The organism is Sinimarinibacterium arenosum (assembly GCF_005047655.1).
Lineage (GTDB): Bacteria > Pseudomonadota > Gammaproteobacteria > Nevskiales > Nevskiaceae > Solimonas.
In genome coordinates, this window is record NZ_SUKF01000004.1 from 72,584 (window position 1) to 94,323 (window position 21,740).

At 61.9% G+C, this 21,740-nt stretch carries 15 protein-coding genes; 4 read left to right on the plus strand and 11 right to left on the minus strand.

Going from position 1 to position 21,740, the window contains the following annotated elements:
* Window positions 1-48: 48 nt before the first annotated feature.
* Both folD and E4T66_RS09375 read left to right on the plus strand, forming a co-directional pair.
* Complete coding sequence (folD, locus tag E4T66_RS09370) at window positions 49-912, plus strand: bifunctional methylenetetrahydrofolate dehydrogenase/methenyltetrahydrofolate cyclohydrolase FolD (protein ID WP_136848772.1); 864 nt, start codon at window positions 49-51, stop codon at window positions 910-912.
* Window positions 913-1,083: 171 nt separating this feature from the next.
* Entirely contained in the window at window positions 1,084-2,229 is a 1,146-nt protein-coding gene (locus E4T66_RS09375) for an acyl-CoA dehydrogenase family protein (protein WP_136848773.1), read from the plus strand.
* Window positions 2,230-2,290: 61 nt separating this feature from the next.
* On the opposite strand, the gene E4T66_RS09380 is transcribed toward E4T66_RS09375, so the two are convergent.
* Window positions 2,291-3,841, minus strand: coding sequence for an Ig-like domain-containing protein (locus E4T66_RS09380; RefSeq protein ID WP_136848774.1), 1,551 nt, complete (start codon window positions 3,839-3,841; stop codon window positions 2,291-2,293).
* A 123-nt stretch (window positions 3,842-3,964) separates the two neighbouring features.
* Here E4T66_RS09380 and E4T66_RS09385 point away from each other — a divergent pair, with 123 nt between their 5' ends.
* Together E4T66_RS09385 and E4T66_RS09390 are read left to right on the plus strand one after the other, a co-directional pair.
* On the plus strand, window positions 3,965-6,808 hold the full coding sequence (locus E4T66_RS09385) for a beta strand repeat-containing protein (RefSeq protein WP_136848775.1): 2,844 nt from the start codon (window positions 3,965-3,967) through the stop codon (window positions 6,806-6,808).
* Between the two features lie 738 nt (window positions 6,809-7,546).
* Window positions 7,547-9,055, plus strand: coding sequence for an OmpA family protein (locus E4T66_RS09390; protein WP_136848776.1), 1,509 nt, complete (start codon window positions 7,547-7,549; stop codon window positions 9,053-9,055).
* A gap of 128 nt (window positions 9,056-9,183) precedes the next feature.
* Here the strand turns inward: E4T66_RS09390 and E4T66_RS09395 are convergent, their stop codons facing one another.
* From E4T66_RS09395 to thiL, 10 genes are all read right to left on the minus strand, one after another.
* The gene (locus E4T66_RS09395; protein WP_136848777.1) at window positions 9,184-11,175 is read right to left on the minus strand and encodes an acetyl-CoA carboxylase biotin carboxylase subunit; all 1,992 of its coding nucleotides are present in this window, start codon (window positions 11,173-11,175) and stop codon (window positions 9,184-9,186) included.
* A gap of 56 nt (window positions 11,176-11,231) precedes the next feature.
* Window positions 11,232-12,050, minus strand: a complete 819-nt coding sequence (locus E4T66_RS09400) for an enoyl-CoA hydratase/isomerase family protein (protein WP_136848778.1) — start codon at window positions 12,048-12,050, stop codon at window positions 11,232-11,234.
* An 18-nt stretch (window positions 12,051-12,068) separates the two neighbouring features.
* The gene (locus tag E4T66_RS09405; protein ID WP_136848779.1) at window positions 12,069-13,694 is read right to left on the minus strand and encodes an acyl-CoA carboxylase subunit beta; all 1,626 of its coding nucleotides are present in this window, start codon (window positions 13,692-13,694) and stop codon (window positions 12,069-12,071) included.
* 108 nt (window positions 13,695-13,802) lie between these two features.
* Complete coding sequence (locus E4T66_RS09410; protein ID WP_136848780.1) at window positions 13,803-14,666, minus strand: SDR family oxidoreductase; 864 nt, start codon at window positions 14,664-14,666, stop codon at window positions 13,803-13,805.
* A gap of 73 nt (window positions 14,667-14,739) precedes the next feature.
* Complete coding sequence (locus tag E4T66_RS09415) at window positions 14,740-15,675, minus strand: electron transfer flavoprotein subunit alpha/FixB family protein (protein ID WP_136848781.1); 936 nt, start codon at window positions 15,673-15,675, stop codon at window positions 14,740-14,742.
* A 28-nt stretch (window positions 15,676-15,703) separates the two neighbouring features.
* On the minus strand, window positions 15,704-16,450 hold the full coding sequence (locus E4T66_RS09420) for an electron transfer flavoprotein subunit beta/FixA family protein (protein WP_136848782.1): 747 nt from the start codon (window positions 16,448-16,450) through the stop codon (window positions 15,704-15,706).
* A 60-nt stretch (window positions 16,451-16,510) separates the two neighbouring features.
* On the minus strand, window positions 16,511-18,172 hold the full coding sequence (locus E4T66_RS09425; protein ID WP_136848783.1) for an electron transfer flavoprotein-ubiquinone oxidoreductase: 1,662 nt from the start codon (window positions 18,170-18,172) through the stop codon (window positions 16,511-16,513).
* 143 nt (window positions 18,173-18,315) lie between these two features.
* The gene (locus E4T66_RS09430; protein WP_136848784.1) at window positions 18,316-20,124 is read right to left on the minus strand and encodes an acyclic terpene utilization AtuA family protein; all 1,809 of its coding nucleotides are present in this window, start codon (window positions 20,122-20,124) and stop codon (window positions 18,316-18,318) included.
* Window positions 20,125-20,229: 105 nt separating this feature from the next.
* A complete protein-coding gene (locus tag E4T66_RS09435) occupies window positions 20,230-20,757 on the minus strand; it encodes a phosphatidylglycerophosphatase A family protein (protein ID WP_136848785.1) in 528 nt (175 codons plus the stop codon).
* Between the two features lie 19 nt (window positions 20,758-20,776).
* The gene (gene thiL / locus E4T66_RS09440; protein WP_136848786.1) at window positions 20,777-21,730 is read right to left on the minus strand and encodes a thiamine-phosphate kinase; all 954 of its coding nucleotides are present in this window, start codon (window positions 21,728-21,730) and stop codon (window positions 20,777-20,779) included.
* Window positions 21,731-21,740 lie beyond the last annotated feature (10 nt).

Genomic DNA, 21,740 nt, shown 5'->3' on the forward strand with positions numbered 1-21,740 from the left:
CGTGCATCATCCCATTACAATGACGGGGTATTTTCCAAGGCAATCGCCATGACTGCTCAACTGATCGACGGCCGCGCGGTCGCCGCTGCTGTCCTCGACCGCGTCCTGCAAGCAACCCTCCAGCGCACAGAACGTGGCTTGCGCGCGCCGGCACTGGCAACCGTCCTGGTCGGCAATGACCCCGCCTCCGAAGTGTATGTCCGCAACAAGCGCCTCGCGTGCGACAAGGTCGGCATTCGATCGATTCCGGTTCATTTCGACGCGGACGTCACGCAAGAAAAGCTATTGACCCGCGTCGATATGCTCAATGCCGACCCCTTGATCGACGGCGTACTGGTACAGCTGCCGTTACCCCGGCACATCGATGCCACACGCGTGATCGAACGCATTCGCGCTGACAAGGATGTCGACGGATTCCATCCTTACAATCTCGGGCGCCTCGCCCAGCGGATGCCAACCTTGCGGCCGTGCACGCCGCTTGGTGTGATTGAACTGCTCAAGTCTGTCGGCGAGCCCTTTAAACGCCGTCACGCGGTGGTTGTTGGCGCCAGCAACCACGTCGGTCGCCCCATGGCCCTGGAACTTCTCCTGACGGGAGCGACCACCACGGTCTGTCATCGGTTCACCTACGATCTGGCCGAGGAGGTATCGCGTGCGGATATCGTCGTCGTGGCCGTCGGCCGGCCGGGACTGATACACGGAGACTGGATCAAAGCCGGAGCCACCGTGATCGATGTGGGCATGAACCGCCTCGCCGACGGCCGCCTTGTCGGAGATTGCGAGTTTGAGCGCGCTCGAGAGCGCGCTGCTTTCATCACGCCGGTGCCGGGTGGTGTCGGCACCATGACTGTGGCGATGCTGATGCAGAACACACTGCAAGCCGCCGAGACTGCAGACACGCCGATCTCCTGAAGCAAATCAACCCTTCACCTCGGAACACACTCCCCGAAGTCTCCTCGAACTGAACCTGCGGGCATCCGGATTGGTATTCTTTATTACCTAAAACATCAACATCCAGCTGATCCTCGCAATGATGTATCGTTCATAACTAGGTATTTCGCGAACCAATGAACGGTAATCATCATGACCCATAGGCACCCCTTTCACACCGAGGAACATGAGGCGTTCCGCCAGCAGGTGCGTCGTTTCGTCGCACAAGAGATCACGCCGAACGTCGAAAGCTGGGAGCATGCCGGCGAACTTCCACGCGAACTGCATCGGCGGGCATCGGATGCGGGCCTGCTGCAGATCGGATTTCCCGAGGACTGCGGCGGAGTCCAGGTTCCGGACCTGTTCTATCTCATCGCTATGACCGAGGAGCTGGCGCGCGCAGGCAGCGGCGGCGTCATCGCCAGCCTGATGTCGCATGGCATTGGATGCCCACCGATCGCGCACGTCGGCACGGCCGAGCAACGCCAGCGATTTGTTGCGCCCGTACTTGCCGGCGAGCGCATTTCCGCGTTGGCCATTACCGAGCCCTCCGGCGGATCCGATGTTGCCAACCTGAAAACCCGCGCGGAACTGGATGGCGATCACTATGTCGTCAACGGCAGCAAGATGTTCATTACCTCCGGCATGCGCGCAGACTTCATCACTACTGCCGTGCGCACGGGCGGCCCCGGCATGGGCGGCATTTCATTGCTGGTAATCGAGGGCGACACACCCGGACTGTCACGCACCCCGTTGAAGAAAATGGGCTGGTGGAGCTCAGATACCGCGGCATTGTATTTCGACAGCTGCCGCGTTCCGGTGGCCAATCGCATCGGCCCCGAAAACGCCGGGTTCATCGCAATCATGATGAACTTCAACCAGGAACGCATCATGCTGGCCGCCCAGGCCAGCGCCTTCGCCCAGGTTTGCTATGACGAAGCCCTCGAATATGCAAAGCAGCGCGAAACCTTCGGCAAACCGCTGATCCGGCAGCAAGTGATCCGCCACAAGCTGACCGATATGCGCATGCGCATCGAGGCTGTCCGCGCCAATCTCGACATGCTGGCCTGGCGCGTCAGTCAACGCCAGATGCCCATTGCTGAAGTCTGCCTGCTAAAGAACTTTGCCACCACGAGCCTGGAGTGGATCGCCAACGAGGCGATGCAGATTCTCGGCGGTGCCGGCTACCTGCAGGGCAGCAAAGTCGAGCGCATTTACCGCGAGACCAAGGTACTGACGATCGGCGGTGGCTCGCAGGAAATCATGAAGGAACTGGCCAGCCGCCAGCTCGGCTACTGACAGGCCGCAAAATGAAACGGGGGCGCCGAAGCGCCCCCGTTTCCATGCCCTATGCACTGCCTTACGGCGCGGGAGTTGGCGTCGGGGTTGGAGTTGGCGTCGGGGTTGGGGTTGGCGGCAGCACCGCATCACCGCAGGCTGCCCACACCTGAACATCGGCCAGCGCCGAGGCGATACCCGAGTCGAACGTCAGCTTGATGCCGTTGTACGGCTTGGTGACCGCATTCTCCGGGATATTGATCAGCGCCAGATCGCTCTCATACGGCCCTGCCAGGGTAGTCCCGAGCAGCGCAAGACCCAACGGGGTGCTGCCGCCCGCCGGACTCGAACTGTCACCTGTCGGCGTGCCGTTCAGCAGCGTCTCTATCGTCAGCTGCGAGATCACTTCCGCATTCAGCAGCTGCCCCGCTGGACGCCCGATAATGAAACCAGCCGGCGTACCTGCATCAAACTCCTGACCGGCATTGACCAGAATCGACGCGGTCCCGAACAGCAGGCCAACCGGCACCTGAATCTCGGCAAAGTTGGTATCGTCGTTGTCGATCAGATTGTTCTCATCGCTGATGTTGCACAGCAGGCACAGCAGCGGATCCTGCTCGGTCGACACCGTCGCGGCCGGTTCACGCAGCGGGATATTGCACCCGCTGAATGTGACATTGAGCTCGGCACTCGCCGAACCCAACTGGGCGTCGTTGTATGCCACACCCGGCTTGATCGTCGCCGTGATCGTCGCCGAGCCCTGCTCGACGCCGGTCGCGCGACCAGCTGATTCAGTGGTAATCGCCGGATCATCGTTTTCTACCGTGGCGATCAGCACATCGCTGGAGGTCCAGTCGACCTGCGTGTTGATTACATCCTCGCTGCCGTCGCTGTACTGACCGATCGCGTTAAGCTGAGTCGTATTCCCTTTGGCGACCGACGCAATTGCAGGTTCAACACGAAGCAGTCCATTAAGCACCGCCGCGACCACCGACACCGGGGCGGTTGCCGTTACCGTGCTTCCCGACGAAGAAAGAGCACTCGCCTGAAGCACCGTATTCCCCTCGGCTTCACCTTTGAACGTTGTCGGGTTACTGGTCGTGCTTGAAAATGACCCGATCCCATCTGCACTTGAGGTCCAGGTTACGCCACTGGTGATGGTTCTCGGCGTACTAGAGTCAGTGTAGGTCCCGCGTGCCACGAAGCTCTGCTGAGCCCCCCGCGGCAGCGTCTTGCTCGACGGATCGATCGTCATGCTCACCAGCGCCGGCGCGGTGATGTCGAGAATCGCAGTCGAAGTCTTGCCGTCAAACACGGCCTTGACTTCGACACGCCCCTGCGCCTTGGTGGTCACCAAGCCGTCACCGTCGATATCCGCCTTCGCCGTCGGATCGGTCGACCATGTCACATTATTCAACGGCACGGCACGTGTGGCCGTCGACGATCCGGGCGGCGTGGTGTAGATGCCGTTGGCAACAAACTGCTGCGTCTGCCCCAGCGCCAGCGTCTTCGTTGCCGGCGCCACTTCGATTCGCTGCAGCTCAGGCGTGAAATCCGGACTTTGAATACTGCCATCACCGCAGCCCGCCAGAATCAGCGCGCAGATGACAGCCCCTACTCTCATTACTCGCATCGCCCAACTCCTAACGGTTAATCAATCGCCTGAGCGACACTGCGCATTGTGAGTGCGACGCGCACTGGGCTACACTGGGCAGTGTAACGGTAGGTCAATTTCAAAATCTAGGGATGCTTGTCAATGAAGGGATTTCGGATACTGGTTGCGGCTTGCGCGCTGGTGCTTACGGCCTGTGGGGACGGCAGCATTCAGAGCCCAGATTTCACGTCGGTACTTAAGTCCATCACGGTCGCGCCGGCATCCGGCACCGTGGCGGCGGGTCTGACTCAGCAATATGTTGCGTACGGCGTGTACACGCTTCCGCCGGGCTCCAATCCGACGACTGAAACGCGACCACTCGATAACGTCAGCTGGAGCAGCGAAAATCCCAGCGTTGCCAGCATCGATTCCGTAAGCGGCTTGGCGACCGCGGTGTCCCAGGGTTCCACGGTCATCTCTGCATCGGCCAACGGCAAGAAAGGGTCGGCCACCCTGACTGTCGGACCACCCGCGCTGCAGTCACTGACGATTGATCCGAGCACATCGACCATTGCCGTTGATGGCACTGAAACATTGACAGCACGAGGTCGGTTCTCCGACGGCAGCACGCAGCCGGTAACGGCTGACTGGACATCGGGCAACCCTAATGTCCTGACGGTAGCCGCAGGACCGGCGTCGACGACGACCGCAACCGGCATCGCCGTAGGATCCACCGTGATCACGGCCACAGCGGTCGGCACCTCGATCGGGGCAACGGCAAACGCAACCGTTCGCGCCAAGGTGACGAGCCTGACCATTGTTCCAGACTCTGGAACTTCTCCAGCCGGTCGGCCGTTCCAGTATCAGGCAACCGGCACCGTCAAGTCCGGCCCGTCGACCACTACTCCGGCGAACACAGCGGATGGCAGCCTTACGGGCGTCGTCTGGACGGTGTCCAACGCGCTGGGTGAAACCAATCCGGCCGCCGTTGCCAATATTGACTCCGAGCGCGGTATTGCCACCGGCCTGAGAGCAGGCAACGCTGTTGTGACGGCCGCCGTTGACGGATTGACGGACACGGCTGACTTCACGGTAACGCCTGCCGTGCTCGATAACCTGACAATCGAACCCACCGATCCCTCGCTGGCGGTCGGCACCGTGGTGACCCTCACCGCACGCGGTGTTTACACGGATGGCATCGCGAAGCCGGTTGCCGTTGACTGGACGCTTCCCTCTTCGTCCGTTCCGGGAATCGTCACGTTCGATCCGGCCAACGGTTCCTCGACTCAGATCACTGGCCAGGCAGTAGGCACTGGAACAATCCGTGCGACCGCAGTCAGCGATCCGGCGATTACCGATGAAACCGGAGTTACCGTAACCAGTGCGGTTCTGCAGTCTCTGGTCGGAATCACACCGCCAACTGCGCGGGTCAATCCCGGCCGCTCTGTCGAGTTCTTCCTGCAGGGTATGTATTCCGACGGTGTCGTTCGCAACATCGACGACAGCCAGGTGACCTGGACCAGCGGAACAACTGCGGTAGCAACGATCGGTGCCGACGGCGTTGCCACTGGCGTGATGGAAGGCACTTCGACGATTACCGCAACCGCATCCGGTGTCAGCGGCAGCGAGACGGCACAGCTGACGGTGACTGAATCGGCATGCACCACGCCATTGCTGACTGCAGACGGCGCGACAGTCGAAGGCATCTCCACGGGGCTCTGTATCGGTTGCTCGCTGAGCGATGGCGCCGCCATCATCGACGGCTCCGATCAGACCTTCGGGACGCTTTCGACAACGGTCGGCCTCATTGACGCCACGATGTCGGCCGCAGTGACGGCCAATGCCAATCCGAACTACACGATTCCATTCGCTGCCGGCAGCAACGCGGGGTTCGTGATCGGCCAACCTGTCGGCTCCCTCGTACTCGCAGAACTTCTGGCGCAGCTGAGAGTGTCGACCTTGCTCGGCGGCGCAATCCAGGAATCCTCGGGAGACCTGATCCCGCTACGCGTCGATCTTCTGGGGATTCAGCTGCTGGGCGGACAAAGCAGCGACGCGGTACTGGTGTCGATTCAGACCAGCGCACCCTATGACGGCGTGGCACTGACGCTCCTTTCGGGCGCTGCGTCTGCACTGACTGACGTTCAGGTCTTCCAGGCCTGCGGCACCGTGGTACCGCCAGTGCAGACCAACCTGGCCAAGCTGACGCGGATCGAACCCGCCAACGGCGCTGTCATCGCTGGACAGACGAAGAACTTTGTCGCCTACGGCGTTCTTGCCAATGGCGACGAAGTTGAGATCGCCGACGCCGATCTGAACTGGTCGATTGACAACACCGCAGTGGCAACCGTTGATGTCAATGGACTGCTGACGGCGGTGTCGGCCGGAACCGCCAAGGTCACGGCCACCCTGAAGGCGAATGTGGCCGCAAGCGGCACGCCACGCACCATCACAACTGATGTCACTGTCGTGGACGGTGCGTGCACCACGCGCTTCCTGTCCGCGAATGGGGCGAAAGTCGCAAGTGATGTTACCGGCCTCTGCCTGTTCTGCAACGTCGCCAACACGTCGAATGTCATTGATGGCCAGTTGCAGACAGCAGCGACGATGACGGTTCCGGTGAGCCTGCTGGGAGGCAGCACATCGATCACCGTTACCTTGCCTGATGCCGCACCCGTTCTGCCGGCAGGCCCGTCGACCGGCTTTGTGCTCGGACGCCCGGCCGGCAACATATTGACGGCAGAACTGCTATCCAGCCTGACGGTCGATACCCTGCTGAATGGCGTTGTCCAGGAAAGCACGGGGCCGATCATCCCGTTGCGTCTGGATCTGTTGGGCATCTCGGTTGTCGACGGCAGTCAGATTCTGCTTGCGTCACTTCCGACCACACTGCCCTACAACGGCATTCAGCTGACATTTAATTCTGGAATTGCTACAGCGCTGAGCAACGTGCTGGTCTATGACGCCTGCGCGGTGGCAGATCCGACGCTGGCGCTGGCGCCGTAACGGCACACGCCAAAGCAACGAGGTTGTTCAGAGGGGCTCGAAAGAGCCCCTCTTTTTTTTGCTTCGGTGCCAGAAATCACGACCGCTCTTTGGTACAGGCCATCAGCGCGCAACTGACCGCCTGCAGCGTTCAACCAACCTGGTAGCGGCGACGCCTATCCGACGTCTGGACCGGCCTGCCCAATACCGGTCAGCAAAGAGGATTGTCTCAATTGCAGAATCAGCGGCGTCGCGTTGCAGAACGAACCACCAATAGATCCATCCCCCACCTAAGCCGTGCGACCACGCTTTCGCATGAAATCTCAGCAGCCGGCTTACCCTCAGCTGGCGCAATAAACACGCCCCACCGATCAGCTGCACCTATTCAATTGCTGGCTCCAATGCCCACGCGTCCGAATTCGCGTCAACGCAATCGCGCAATCGGAAAACCGACAGGAAGCAGCCGTTACGGAGTCGGCGCGACTGCGGGCGGATATTCTGGGGCAGTGAATCGATAGGAATATGCCTACAACACGGCCGAAAGAGCTGATCCACCAGCAATTACGCTCTGTCCGGTTGTTTACTGCGGACCACACGCACCGCATAATGCGTCAAGTTGCAATGAAGAAATCTGTTTCCGTTATGTGCTCGGTTTGTTGCGCGATAGGGTGTGATTGCGCTTGAGGCGTTGAAGGAAACAGGCCGGGTACCGGCCTTCGTTGCTGTATAGGGAACTAGCTCGGGTTTGGAGACATGTAGATGTCGAAATACGGATGGCTGATTACAGCAGCTGTAATTGCATTTTCGAATGCAGCCACTGCGCAAAGCACTGCGTTTGATGATCGCTGGTACATCACACCGATGATTGGAGGCCTGTTCTCCGACAGCGAGAATCTCGATACCGGTGCGTATGGCTCACTGGCAATCGGCAAATACGTAACGCCCCACATCGGCGTCGAACTCGAAGGAGGTTACGGCAGCCTTGCCGTTTCCGATCTGCCGACTGACAACGGCTATGATCGCTTTGCCCTCGGCTTCAACGTGATGGGCTTCCTGACCGATGACAAGTCGACGATTCGTCCCTACCTGCTGGTCAACGGGCATGGACAGTCCGTCAGCTTCCTCGGCGAAAACCTGTCCGGCCTCGGACTGGGCGCCGGCGGCGGCTTGATGGCCAAGCTGGGCCGCAAGTGGGACGCCCGATTTGATCTGCGCTACAACCTCGATTCGCTGGGTGGCGAAGGCATCGTGCCTAGCGATACGTTCTACCTGTGGAATGCAGGTATCGGCGTCAGCTACAAATTCGGCAATGACCCCTACGATCAGGACGGCGACGGCGTCCCGGACAACCAGGACAATTGCCCGGATACTCCGCCCGGAGTCGCGGTCTACTCCGACGGCTGCCCAACCGATCTGGATCAGGACGGCGTACCGGATTACCTCGACAAGTGCCCCAACACGCCCAAGGGCACCTTGGTGGGTCCCGATGGCTGCGAGCTCGACTCCGACCATGATGGCGTGCCTGACAGCCGCGATCAGTGCCCGAATACGCCGGCAGGCATTCCGGTCAATGCCGTGGGTTGCCCGCTGGATTCCGACGGCGACGGCGTTCCGGACTATCTCGACAAGTGCGCCGGCACACCGGCAGGCACCCAGGTCAACGCGGAAGGCTGCTCGATGGCCGATCGCGATGGCGATGGCATTCCGGATGAACTCGACAAATGCCCCGGCACACCGCCAGGCATCCCGGTCGGCCCTGACGGCTGCCCGCTGGATTCCGACGGCGACGGCATCCCGGATTATCTCGACGAATGCCCGAAGAGCCCCCCGGGTGCCAAGGTTCTGCCGAACGGCTGCGCCCTGACCGGTGACTGCCGCACGCCACGCCCGGGTGAGCAGGTCGATGAAAACGGCTGCGCGCTGGAGCAGAGCTTTGTGCTCCGCGGCGTCAAGTTCGAGTTCGACTCGGACCGCCTGACACCGGCTGCTCGCGAGATCCTGAATCAGGTTGCAGAAACGCTGAAGGCATACCCCAACATCAATGTTGATCTTGAAGGTCACACTGACAATGTGGGTTCCGACAGCTACAACCTCGGACTGTCCGAACGTCGCGCAATTGCCGTCAAGGTCTACTTGTCGGGTCGCGGCATCAAGGAAAACCGCATGAACCCGGTGGGCTACGGCGAGAGCCGCCCGATCGCGACCAACGAAACCGAAATCGGTCGCGAAGAAAACCGGCGCGTGGAACTGCGCGTGGTCGAGAACTAGTCGACCCCGCAGCAACAAGCACTAAAAAGCCCCCGCGACTAAGTCGCGGGGGCTTTTTCTTGTCTGATGATCACACGGCGACGATGTGTGAATCGAGAAGCATGAATCGATAGGCAGTACGCCCTTGCTCAGCTTTGATCGACGCGCAGCAACAGCTGCCGATGCTTCACCTGCTGGCCCGGAACGACCGCAACTTCACCGACGGTGCCGCCAACTGGCAACGTCAGCTGAAACTCCATCTTCATGGCTTCGAGCACGACCAGAGTCTGTCGGCTCTGCACCGCGTCACCCGCTGCAACATGAATCGCCACGATTTTGCCGTCCGAGTTCGCCAGCAGCCGCCCGTCCGAACCAGCCTGTACTGCTTCCGCCGGCGCGAACGTGACATCCTGAAAGCTCTCGCACCGCCCCCAGGCATCGAGCCAGATCGTGTCTGCGTCGCGCGCAACAGCCGCCTGCTCACGCACTCCATCCATCACAAACGCGAGCCGCTGCGGATCCTGTGCCTCGATCTGTATCTCAATCGATTCATCCGCAACCTCCACGATGAACCGTTGCTGCGCCAAGCTGCGCACACTGAGCGAGTAGGCCACTTCCCGGCAGCGCAAGATCAAGCCTACCGCCGACGCGTGCGAGCTGTGCCAACCCATCAACTCCGTCGACAGCCCGTTGGCATCCGCTAGCCGACGCGTGTCATCCAGATAAAGTGCCAATGCCGCCAAGGCAATCTGGCGAATGCTTGGATGATCAGCGGCCAGGGCTGCCTGAGGAAAATTACGCTCGATGAAATTAGTCGACAGACATCCTGCGACGAATTCCGGATGAGACAGGATTTTTCCGAGCAAAGCCTTGTTGCTGTGAACCCCACTCAGACGGGTCTGCTCTAGTGCCGCAAGCAGCCTTCCCCTTGCCTGCTCGCGATCCGCACCCCATGCAATCAATTTGGCCTGCATCGAATCGTAGAACGGAGAAATCTGCTGCCCCTCCAGCAGACCCGCATCCATGCGCAACCCGCTACCTTCCGGATATTGCCATTGCAGCACTGAACCCGTCTGCGGCATGTAGCCGCGGCTCGGATCCTCCGCACACAGACGCACCTCGATGGCCCACCCATTGCGACGCGCATCAATCTGCGCTTGCGTCAACGGCAAGGGCTCTCCCTGCGCAATGCGCAGCTGCCAATCGACCAGATCAACGCCGTAGACCATCTCGGTCACCGGGTGTTCGACCTGCAGACGCGTATTCATTTCCAGGAAGTAGAACTGTCCGTCGGCGCCCAGCAGAAATTCCACCGTTCCGGCACCGACATAGTTGACCGCGCGAGCAGCGGCAACGGCAGCCTCACCCATCCGGACACGCAACTCGGCATCGACGGCGGGACTGGGCGCCTCCTCGACCACTTTCTGATTACGACGCTGCACCGAGCATTCACGCTCACCCAGGTGCACCAATCCGCCATGGCGATCGCCGAACACCTGAATCTCGACGTGACGCGCATCGACCACAGCCTTCTCGATCAACAGTTGACCATCACCAAACGCGTTCTGCGCCTCGGATCGTGCCGAGCGAATGCTTTCGGACAGAGTCGCCGCGTCATCAACCCGGCGCATACCGCGGCCACCGCCACCCGCTGCCGCCTTGACCATGACCGGCAGCCCGATGCGAAGGGCCTCGGCACTCAAGGTTTCGTCATCCTGTGCGTCGCCCTGATAGCCGGGCACACACGGCACGCCGGCATCCAGCATCAAACGCTTGGACGCCGATTTGTTGCCCATCGCGCGAATCGACGCCGCGTCCGGCCCAATGAAGATCAGCCCGGCGCCCACCACCGCCTGCGCGAAATCATCTCGCTCAGACAGGAAGCCGTACCCCGGGTGAATCGCCTGAGCACCGCTGCGCCGTGCCGCCTCAATGATCTTTTCGGCAACGAGATATGACTCTGCTGCGGGTGGCGGACCGATGCAGACCGCCTCGTCCGCCATACGCACATGCAAGGCATCACGATCCGCCTCGCTGTAAACGGCAACGGTGCGATAGCCCGCACGACGCGCGCCTGTGATCACACGCACCGCGATCTCGCCGCGATTGGCCACCAGCACCTTGTTGAATCCCTGAGTCATCGTCGATCGACCGCCTTTGAAAGATTGAGTTCGAAGAGAGCGCTGTGCGGCTCGGATCAAGGCTGTCGCGCCCACCGCGGAGCACGCTTCTGCATGAAAGCACCGAGCCCCTCCGGCACTTCACTGCCACGAACGCAGGCGGCAAATTTCTGTGCCGCATCATCGAGCACCTCGTCCATCTCCTGGCGCCCGACGTTCAACACGATCGCCTTGGTGACCGCGTTGGCGTGCGGCGCGCATGACAGAATCTGCCCCAGCAGCACGTCGATTTGCTGCGACAGCTGCGCTTCATCGGCGTAAGTCTGATGCACCAAACCCAAGCGCAAGGCCTCAGCACCATCAAACCGCGCACCGGTGAGACATAGCTTGCGCGCCTGGGTCAGGCCGATGCGCTCGACCACAAACGGAGCGATCTGTGCCGGCGGCAATCCGCGTGTCGTTTCCGGCAGACCGAAGCTGGCAGCCACATGGGCCAGCGCAATGTCCGACACACAGGCCAAACCGAAGCCACCCCCCAGCACAGCGCCGTCACAGATCGCGACGACCACGGCAGGGAGCGCGGCGGCCTTGCGCAGCAGGCTGCCGAAGCGGCGTGAAATCTGCGCGACTGGATCAGGCTCATCCGCTTGCGGTGGTCGCAACTGACTCATGACCTCCTTGAGATCCGCGCCAGCACAGAAATGCCCACCGGCTCCGCGAAGGATCACCACGCGGATTGCGCATGCGCTCGCAGCGACACATTCGAAGACCTGATCGAGTTCACTGATCATCGCTCCCGTCATCGAATTGCGCGACTCCGGCCGATTCAGGGTAACCCGCAGCACTGCGCCATCCAGCGACAGTACCAAGGTCTCGCAGTCAGGCAGATTCATCATGGCTCCTGAATGGGAAAGTCAGAATCGTGCGACGCCGAAACTGCTGGGCTGCAGACTGCGCGCCTGTGCCTCGCGGCACACCGACAGGCAGATCCCCAGCACCTTGCGCGTATCACGCGGATCAATCAGACCGTCGTCAAACAGACGCGCCGTCGCGGCAAATGCGTGCGATTCCCGATCGAACTGGTCGACAATGTTCTTGCGAATCATCGCCAGCATCTTTTCATCGGCCTCGGACATGGTCTTGCCCTGCTTGGCCCATTTCTCCCGCGTGATGATTTCCATCACGCTGGCCGCCTGCTCGCCGCCCATCACCGAGGTCCTGGAATTGGGCCAGGCAAAGATGAAATGCGGTCCGAATCCGCGCCCGCACATGCCATAGTTGCCGGCGCCGAACGACCCGCCCATGACGATCGTGATCTGCGGCACGGTGGCGTTGGCCACCGCCTGGATCATCTTCGAGCCGTGCTTGACGATGCCGCCCTGCTCGCTCTCGGTACCAACCATATAGCCGGTGGTGTTCATCAGGTAGACGATCGGGATGTTGGCCTGGCAGCACAGCTGGATGAACTGGCCGGCCTTGGTCGCGCCCTGTGTCGTGATCGGACCATTGTTGGAAATGATGCCGACCGCATGCCCCTGAATGACCGCACGCCCGCAGATTGTCTGGTTGTCGTACTCGGTCTTGAAGTCGAGGAACTCGGAACCGTCGACAATGCGCGCGATCACCTCGCGGCAGTCGAACGGCTTGCGATAGTCCGTCGGCACCACGCCACATAGTTCGTCTATGTCGTACAACGGCGCGCGCAGCGGGCGCAGCTCCAGATGCGGCCGGCGCTGGTTCCAGTGCAGGTTATGGACGATCTCGCGGGCGATGCGAATACTGTCGGCGTCATTCTCGGCAATGAACTCGGATGTGCCTGCAATCTGACAGTGCATCTCGGCACCACCGAGCGCCTCCTCTTCGGCAATTTCGCCGGTCGCGGCCCGCAGCAAGGGTGCGCCGGCCAGAAACACCTTGGCGCGCTTGCGCACCATCACCACGTAGTCCGACAGGCCGGGCATGTAGGCGCCGCCGGCCGTCGACGAGCCATGCACGATCGTGACCTGAGGAATGCCCGCGGCCGACAGCCTCGCCTGGTTGGCAAAAGTGCGCCCGCCGGGAATGAAGACGTCGGCCTGGTACATCAGATTGGCGCCACCGGACTCCACCATCGACACCACCGGCAGCTTCTGCTGCAAGGCGATCTCCTGGATGCGCAGTCCCTTCTGCACGCCCTGCGGGGTCATCGTGCCGCCCTTGATCGCCGAGTTCGATGCAGTCACCAGACAGCGCGTGCCGGAGACATAGCCGATACCAGCGATCGTGTTGCCGCCGGCAAGACTGCCGTCCTTGTCGTCGTGCATCTTGTAGCCGGCCAGCGTCGCCAGCTCCAGCCAGGGGGATCCCCGATCGAGCATCAGATGCACGCGTTCACGCGGGAGGATCTGGCCACGTGCATGAAAGCGCTCGCGCTTGCTCTCCTCCTCCTGCTGCCCCTTCTGCTCGATCGCGCGCCATTGCGCGATCAGCTCCAGCATTTGCGCACGGTTCTGCTGGAACTGCGGCACGCTGACATCAGCCACTGAATCGATAATCGGCATTTCCAAATAATCCGCTTTTCTTCGAATGCCGGCTATCTTTACAGTCTATTACTATATTTTCTAGGACAATATAAATTACTCAAATGAATTAACTAACCGAACGAAGCGTCACTTCACCGCTTCAGGACGCACCGCCCGATGAAAGCCCTGATACGGCTTCGACTTTTCATGAGAGAGCAAAGGGAAGGCCTTGGTGCCAAGACTGCTGCCGCCATCGATCTTGATGCAGTCACCGGTGATAAACGCCGCGCCCTCGGACAGCAGGTAAACGATGGCGGAGCTGACTTCCGCCTCTTCGGCCATGCGCTTCAGCGGCGCCAGCTCGCGCAGCTTCGGGATCACCTCCTTTGCAAACGCCGGGTCATAGTGATCCATGCCACTGGACGCGACGTACCCCGGCGCAACGGCATTCACGCGAACGCCGGAGCTGGCCCACTCGACGGCAGCTGTCTCGGTGAAATTCAGCATGCCGGCACGCGCCGCGCCGCTATGCCCCATGCCGGGCATGCCGCCCCACATGTCCGCGATCATGTTGACGATGCTGCCGCCGTTGGCGCGCATCCACTGCGTATAGGCCTCGCGCGCCACCAGGAATCCCCCGGTCAGATTGTTCGCGACCACGGCTTCCCAGCCCTTCTTGCTGATCATCGCCAGCGGCATCGGATACTGGCCGCCGGCATTGTTGACCAGACCATCGATGCGCCCGCGCTCAGCCAGAATCTGCGCCACAGCCGTCTTCACGGCCTCCTCGTCACGGATATCGAAGCTCGCGGTCGACACCGACCCTCCGTCCTCGACGATTTCCTGCGCGGTCGCCGCCAGCTTGTCCGCCTTGCGTCCGGTGATCACGACATGCGCACCAAGACTGGCCAGTTCGTGCGCGGTGCAGCGCCCGATGCCGGATCCGCCCCCGGTAACAACGATGGTCTGACCCGCAAACAAGTCCGCACGGAATACTGAGCGGTAAGTCATCTTTCCTTTCCTCGCAAACGAAGAAGGCCGGCATAAGCCGGCCTTCCAGGACATCGGGAATTCCCAAAACGCATTACAGCTTGGACGTCATCTCAGGCAGCACCTGGAACAGATCGCCGACCAGGCCGAAGTCGGCGACTTCGAAGATCGGCGCTTCCGGATCCTTGTTGATCGCGACGATGGTGCGTGCGTCCTTGATGCCGGCCAGATGCTGGATTGCACCCGAGATACCGACTGCGAAGTACAGCTCCGGCGCAATGATCTTGCCGGTCTGACCGACCTGCATGTCGTTCGGCACGTAGCCCGAGTCGACCGCCGCACGGCTGGCACCGACGCCCGCACCGATCTTGTCAGCGAAGTCGTAAACCACCTTGAAGTTTTCCGAGCTGCCGAGCGCGCGGCCACCGGAAACGACGCGTGCCGCCGACTGCAGGTCCGGACGTTCCGATTTCTGCGCTTCGAGCTTCACGTAGCGTGTGTGTGACGGCAGGGTCGCCGACACCGTGGCGGCCTCGACCGCGGCACTGTTGCCGGCACCGACCGCCGTAAACGAGGCCAGACGCACCGTCGCGACGATGATGCCCGCAGGGGCTTCAACCGTGGTGATGGCGTTGCCGGCATAGGTCGGACGATCGAAGCTGGTCGCGCTGTGCACGGCCATGATGTCGCTGACCTGGTGCACGTCGAGCTTTGCAGCGACGCGCGGCGCCAGGTCCTTGCCGAAGGTGCCGCCGGGGAACAGCACGTGGCTGTAACCGTCCTTGGCCAGCTCGACGATCTGCGGCGCCAGCACGGCGGCGACCGGGTTGGCGTTGGCGGGGTTGGCCACCGTGATGACCTTGGCGACACCGTCGAGCTTGGCAGCTTCTGCTGCAACTCCGGCCGGGTCGGCCGCAAGCACGGCAATATGAATGTCACCGCCGATGCCCTTTGCGGCAGCGACGGTCTTCGAAACGCCGGCGTTCAGCTTGCCTTCGGCGTGTTCGGCAATGATCAGAATCTTGCTCATCTTTGGATCCGGTTCGTTTGGCGAATGCTTACAGGAGGCCCTTGGCCTTGAGTGCGTCGACCAGTTCGTCGACGGTCTTGACCATCACGCCCTTCGAGCGGCTCGGCGGCGGCGCGGTCTTGGTCGTCTTCAGGCCGGCGGCCAGAGTGACGCCGAGATCGCCAAGGCTGACCGTCTCGATCGGCTTCTTCTTCGCCTTCATGATGTCCGGCAGTTTCAGATAGCGCGGCTCGTTCAGACGCAGGTCCGCGGAGATCACCGCCGGCAGATCGACTTCCAGCGTTTCCAGACCGGCGTCGACTTCACGCACGACCGTGGCCTTGTCGCCGTCGATCTCGACCTTGGACGCGAACGTCGCCTGCGCGATGTCGAGCAGGCTCGCCACCATCTGCGCGGTCTGGTTGGCATCGTCGTCGATCGCCTGCTTGCCGCACAGCAGCACTTTGGCGTCTTCCTTCTTCATCGCAGCAGCCAGCGCCTTGGCAGCGGTCAGCGGCTGGATTTCACCGTCATCCTTGATGTGGATCGCGCGGTCGGCGCCGAACGCCAGCGCGGTACGCAGCGTTTCCTCGCCTTTCGCGCCACCGATCGTCACGGCGATGATCTCGGTGATCTTGCCCTTTTCCTTCAGACGCACCGCCTCTTCCATGGCGATTTCGTCGAACGGGTTCATCGAGTGCTTGACCCCATCGGTCACGACGCCCGAACCGTCGGACTTGACCTGGATGCGGACGTTGTAGTCCACCACGCGTTTGACGCTCACGAGTGCTTTCATCGGTTCTATCTCTTTACTTGAGTCACACAGATTTATTCGATCCGTCCCGAACCCGGCGGATCACATGTTGGCGTAGTTCGGGCCACCGCCGCCTTCCGGCGCGATCCAGTTGATGTTCTGGGCGGGGTCCTTGATGTCGCAGGTCTTGCAGTGTACGCAATTCTGCGCATTGATCTGAAAGCGCTTGTCGCCGGCCTCGCCGACCACCTCGTAGACACCGGCCGGGCAGTAGCGCTGCGCCGGCTCGTCGTACATCGGCAGATTCTTCGAAATCGGGATGCTCGGATCCTTCAACACGAGGTGAACCGGCTGATCCTCTTCGTGGTTGGTGCTGGACAGGAACACTGACGACAGCTTGTCGAAGCTGATCTTGCCATCCGGCTTCGGGTACTCGATCTTCTGCGACTCCGCCGCAGGCTTCAGCGTCTTGTAGTCTGGCTTCAGGTCATGAAAGGTCCACGGGAACTTGCCACCGAAGATGTTCTGCTCGATCCAGTTGATCGCGCCGCCGATCAGCGAGCCGAACTTGTGCATCACCGGACCGAAATTGCGGCTGCGATACAGCTCGTCATACAGCCAGCTGGCCTTGAACTTGCTCGCATAGCTGTCGAGCTTGACACTGCCATCGGCACCGGCAATCAGCGCCTCGGTGATCGCCTCAGCCGCGATCATGCCGGACTTCATTGCCGTATGGCTGCCCTTGATCTTGGCGAAGTTCATCGTGCCCAGATCGCAGCCGGCCAACACGCCGCCCGGGAACGCGAGCTCCGGCATCGAGTTCAGACCGCCCTTGCAGATCGCGCGTGCGCCGTAGGCCACGCGGGTGCCGCCTTCCAGATACTGGCGAATCACCGGATGCTGCTTGAAACGCTGGAACTCGTCGAACGGCGACAGGTACGGATTCGAGTACGACAAATCGACGATCAGGCCAACGTAGACCGTGTTATCTTCGAGGTGATACAGGAACGAGCCACCCAGCGCACTGGTCCCGACCAGATCCAGCGGCCAGCCGGCACCGTGCACCACCAGGCCGGGCTCGAACTTGGACGGATCGACCGTCCAGATTTCCTTCAGACCAATGCCGTAGTGCTGCGGATCGGCGTTCTTGTCGAGACCGTACTGCGCGATCAGCTGCTTGCCGAGGTGACCGCGGCAGCCTTCGGCGAAAATCGTGTACTTGGCGCGCAACTCCATGCCCGGCGCAAAATCCGGCTTGTGCTCGCCTTCGCGATTGACGCCCATGTCGCCAACGGTGATGCCCTTGACCACGCCGTCTTCGATGATCGCGGTCTGCGCGGCAAAGCCCGGATAGATCTCGCAGCCGAGATCCTCGGCCTGCTGGCCCAGCCAGCGGCACAGATTCGCCAGCGAGATGATGTAGTTGCCCTCGTTGTGCATGGTCTTGGGCACAAACAGGCCGGGCATCTTGAAGCCCTTCTCGGCACTGGTGAAGAAGTAGATGTCGTCACGCTTGACCGGGGTCTTCAGCGGCGCACCCTTCTCTTTCCAGTCCGGGAACAGCTCGTTGAGCGCACGCGGCTCGAACACCGCACCAGACAGGATGTGCGCACCGACCTCGGAGCCCTTCTCGACCACGCAGACGCTGATCTCGGCACCGGCAGCCGCTGCCAACTGCTTGACACGGCAGGCAGCGGACAATCCCGCGGGACCGGCGCCGACGATAACGACGTCGTATTCCATGACATCACGTTCAACAGACATGCGCATGCTTCCTGGCTAGCCCAATCCGGGCGCTTGGATGGGTCTTGAGAGGTTTTGGGGGCTGCATTGTAGTCGACACAGCGCCTGATCGCAGCGCCGTCGCTACAGCACCGGCTGTCCGAGCGGCCAGCTCCTCCCTCGTTCTACAAGCTCTCGGCCAGCGCTGCGGGCACCGGCACCGGGAAGTCCAGCAACATCTGCGCAAACGCCTTGCCCTGCGGATCAGTCCGCAGCGAACCGGCGCCACCACCGCCCAGCGCGTGGTACAGCATGAAATTCAGGCTGTGGGAGCCGGGCAGGCTCCACTTCGATACTCGCCCGTGCGCCGCGCCCCCGGCCAGCACATGTGCGAAGTAGTCGCGCACAGCGTCAACAGTCAGTGCCGCACTGATGTGGGGGAGATATTCAGGCCGACGCGCAATCACTCCGATATTGGCGTGGTCGCCCTTGTCGCCTGAACGCGCCAGTGCCAAGCGGATCAGCGGCACTGAGACGCTGCCAGCGGCTAGACACAATGCCGGTTCGACGACCGCGTCGTCGACCTGCGTGAGCACGCCCTCTGCGACATCCACTTCGACCGCAAAGCAATCGTCGCCGACTACAACCTCGATCGGCACCAGCGCCTTGGGTACCAGCGTTGAAAACAGCTTCGGAATCATCTGCGGCTCGGGACGCCCGGCACCGAAATACCCGGTGAAGCCCGGCGCCATGCCGGTCGCCGCCTGTGCAATTTCGCGGGAAAACAGCTTCAGCGCCTTGGGGTTGGGGTGCTGCACAACGAGCTTGACCACCACCTCGCGCGTCGCGGTCGCCGCCGGTCGCGCATGCGGACCGTAGCTTTCCTCCGCGCCGATGCAATGGATGTCGACGCCGCTGAAGTCGCCCAGACCCGCCGCGAGCAACTGCCGACGCACCTTCTCGACGATCGCCGTCGCTGACGCGCGGCCCTTACGCGCCGCATCGATGCCTCCGATCATGAACAGCGCCGCACAGCGCATGCCCGCCGGCACGGTCGCGCTGACCTTGTACGTTGATGTCGGCGCCTGCCCGCGCGCACCCGTCACCCGCACACGATCCTCGCCGTCCTGCCGCAGCTGGACGGCGGTGAAATCGACGACGACGTCCGGTAGCAGATAAGCCCGCGGATCCCCGATCTCATACAGCATCTGCTCCAGCACGGTGTTCACGGTCACCTTGCCACCCGTACCCGGCGGCTTGGTCACGACGAAACTGCCGTCGGCCGTCGCTTCGACGATCGGAAAACCCATGTCGGCGTAGCCGGCGGCAATCTCCTCCCAGTCGGTGAAATTGCCTCCGGTGCACTGCGCCCCGCATTCGATGATGTGTCCAGCCACCGATCCTGCGGCCAGTTGATCGTAGGCGTCCGCAGCCCAGCCGAATCTGTGAATCATCGGCCCCAGCACCACCGCCGAGTCGACGCAGCGCCCGGTAATGACGATGTCAGCGCCTGCATCCAATGCGCGCGCGATCGGCACGGCACCGAGATAGGCATTCATTGACACCAGGGTCGCCGGCAGCGGCGCCCCGCTGTCGAGTTCGGTGCAGTCGGCAAAGGCTTTCCTGCGCGGCAGCAGGTCGTCCCCCAGCACCACCGCGACACGCAGCGATACCCCCGCGCGCTCTGCCGCCGCCTCCAGAGCCGCCTTGCACGCCAGCGGATTCACGCCGCCGGCATTGGCAACCACCCGGATGCCTTTTTCCTTCAGCTGCGGCATCAATGGTGCCATCACGTGATCGACGAAGTCGTTGGCATAGCCCGCATTCGGATCGCGCATGCGCTTGGCGGCGAGTATCGACATGGTGATCTCGGCCAGGTAGTCGAACACCAGAAAATCGATCTGGCCGCGTTCGACCAGCTGTGCGGCGGCGGTGTTGGTATCGCCCCAGAAAGCAGAGGCACAGCCGATTCGAACCGTATTCAAGACACTCACTCCTGGCGACACACTTGGAAACAGGTGTTACCCAAGCATCGGGGTCGCTGACGATTGAGCGCCTAGAGTGTCGTGAAAATATTGCTCACTCAAGAACAATATTCATTACATCGACCGCATGAAATGCAGCGCGATCCACAGCAGCAATGCAGCCATCACGCCCGCCAACACGTCATCGATCATGATGCCGAAGCCGCCATGGATACGCCGATCCAGCCAGCGGATCGGCCACGGCTTGAGGATGTCGAACACGCGAAACAGCACGAACGCCGCGGCAACGCCCACAGCACACGCCCCGACGGAAGCCGGTTCGATCAGCATCAAGGGCGCTGCGGCGATCAGATAACCGACGATCTCGTCGAAGACGATGCCGCCGTAGTCGTGCACACCCAGCAGCCGCGCGCTTTCGCCGCAGACCCAGCAGCCAAAGATGAACAGCACGGCAACCGCGATGGCGTACACCGTCGGACTCATCAACGACATCGCCAGGAAGACCGGAATTGCCACCAGGGTTCCCATGGTTCCCGGCGCCCACGGCGACAGTCCCGCACCGAAGCCAAAGGCGACAAAGTGTTCCGTCGTGCTCAGGATCAGCTGCGCAGGCGGTCGCGCGGTCGAGGGCGACGTCGTCATCGGTTTCTCCGGTGGTCTCTTATTCGAAGTGCCGGTACGCGGACCGGCTGGGCGACATGGTAGCGCCGTCAGCCCCCAGCACGCGCAGTCCGCGACCTTCGACGATGCGCCCGATCACGCTCAAGGGGGATGCGATCGCGGCGCGTGCCGCGTCGAGTCGGCCCTCCGGTACACATAGACACAGTTCGTAATCGTCGCCGCCTGCCAACTGTAAGTCAGCGCGCTCCGCTGGGAGCGCCAAACGTGCGAATGCGGCAGACGACGGCAGCGCATCTACGCGGATCTCGCCCCCTACCTGGCTACGTTCGAGAATGTGTCCGAGGTCGCCGATCAGTCCGTCGGACAGATCAATCGCCGCACTGGCGATGCCGCGCAACGCCAGCCCCTCCGCCACGCGCGGCTGCGGACGATCCAGCCGCGCGCGCAGCGCAAGATCATCCTCAGACTGCATCGTTGTACTTGCAGCATTCAGCCGTTGCAGCGCCAGTGCTGCATCACCCAGCGCACCGGTGACGCAGATGCAATCGCCAGCATGCGCGGTGTCACGACGAATCGCCCGTCCCGTCGGCACCTCACCCATCGCGGTCACGGACAGGCTCAGCGGACCGCGCGTGGTATCGCCGCCGACCAGCGCGACACCGTGTGTATGCGCGAGTGCAGCGAAGCCGGCGGCAAACTCGCGCAACCAGTCGGCGTCGGCGTCCGGCAGGCTCAGCGCCAGCGTGCACCATCGCGGCAACGCGCCCATCGCCGCCAGATCCGACAGATTCACCGCGAGCGCCTTCCAGCCGATATCCGCGGCAGCGGTCCGGATCGGGAAGTGACGCCCGGCAATCAGCGTGTCCGTGGTGACAGCCAGTTCGCAGCCGGCAGTGGGCCGCAGCAATGCGGCATCATCACCGACGCCGAGCACGACACCGGAGTCGCCGCCGATATCGCTGAAGTAACGGCGGATGAGTGAGAACTCATCCATGATGCATCCG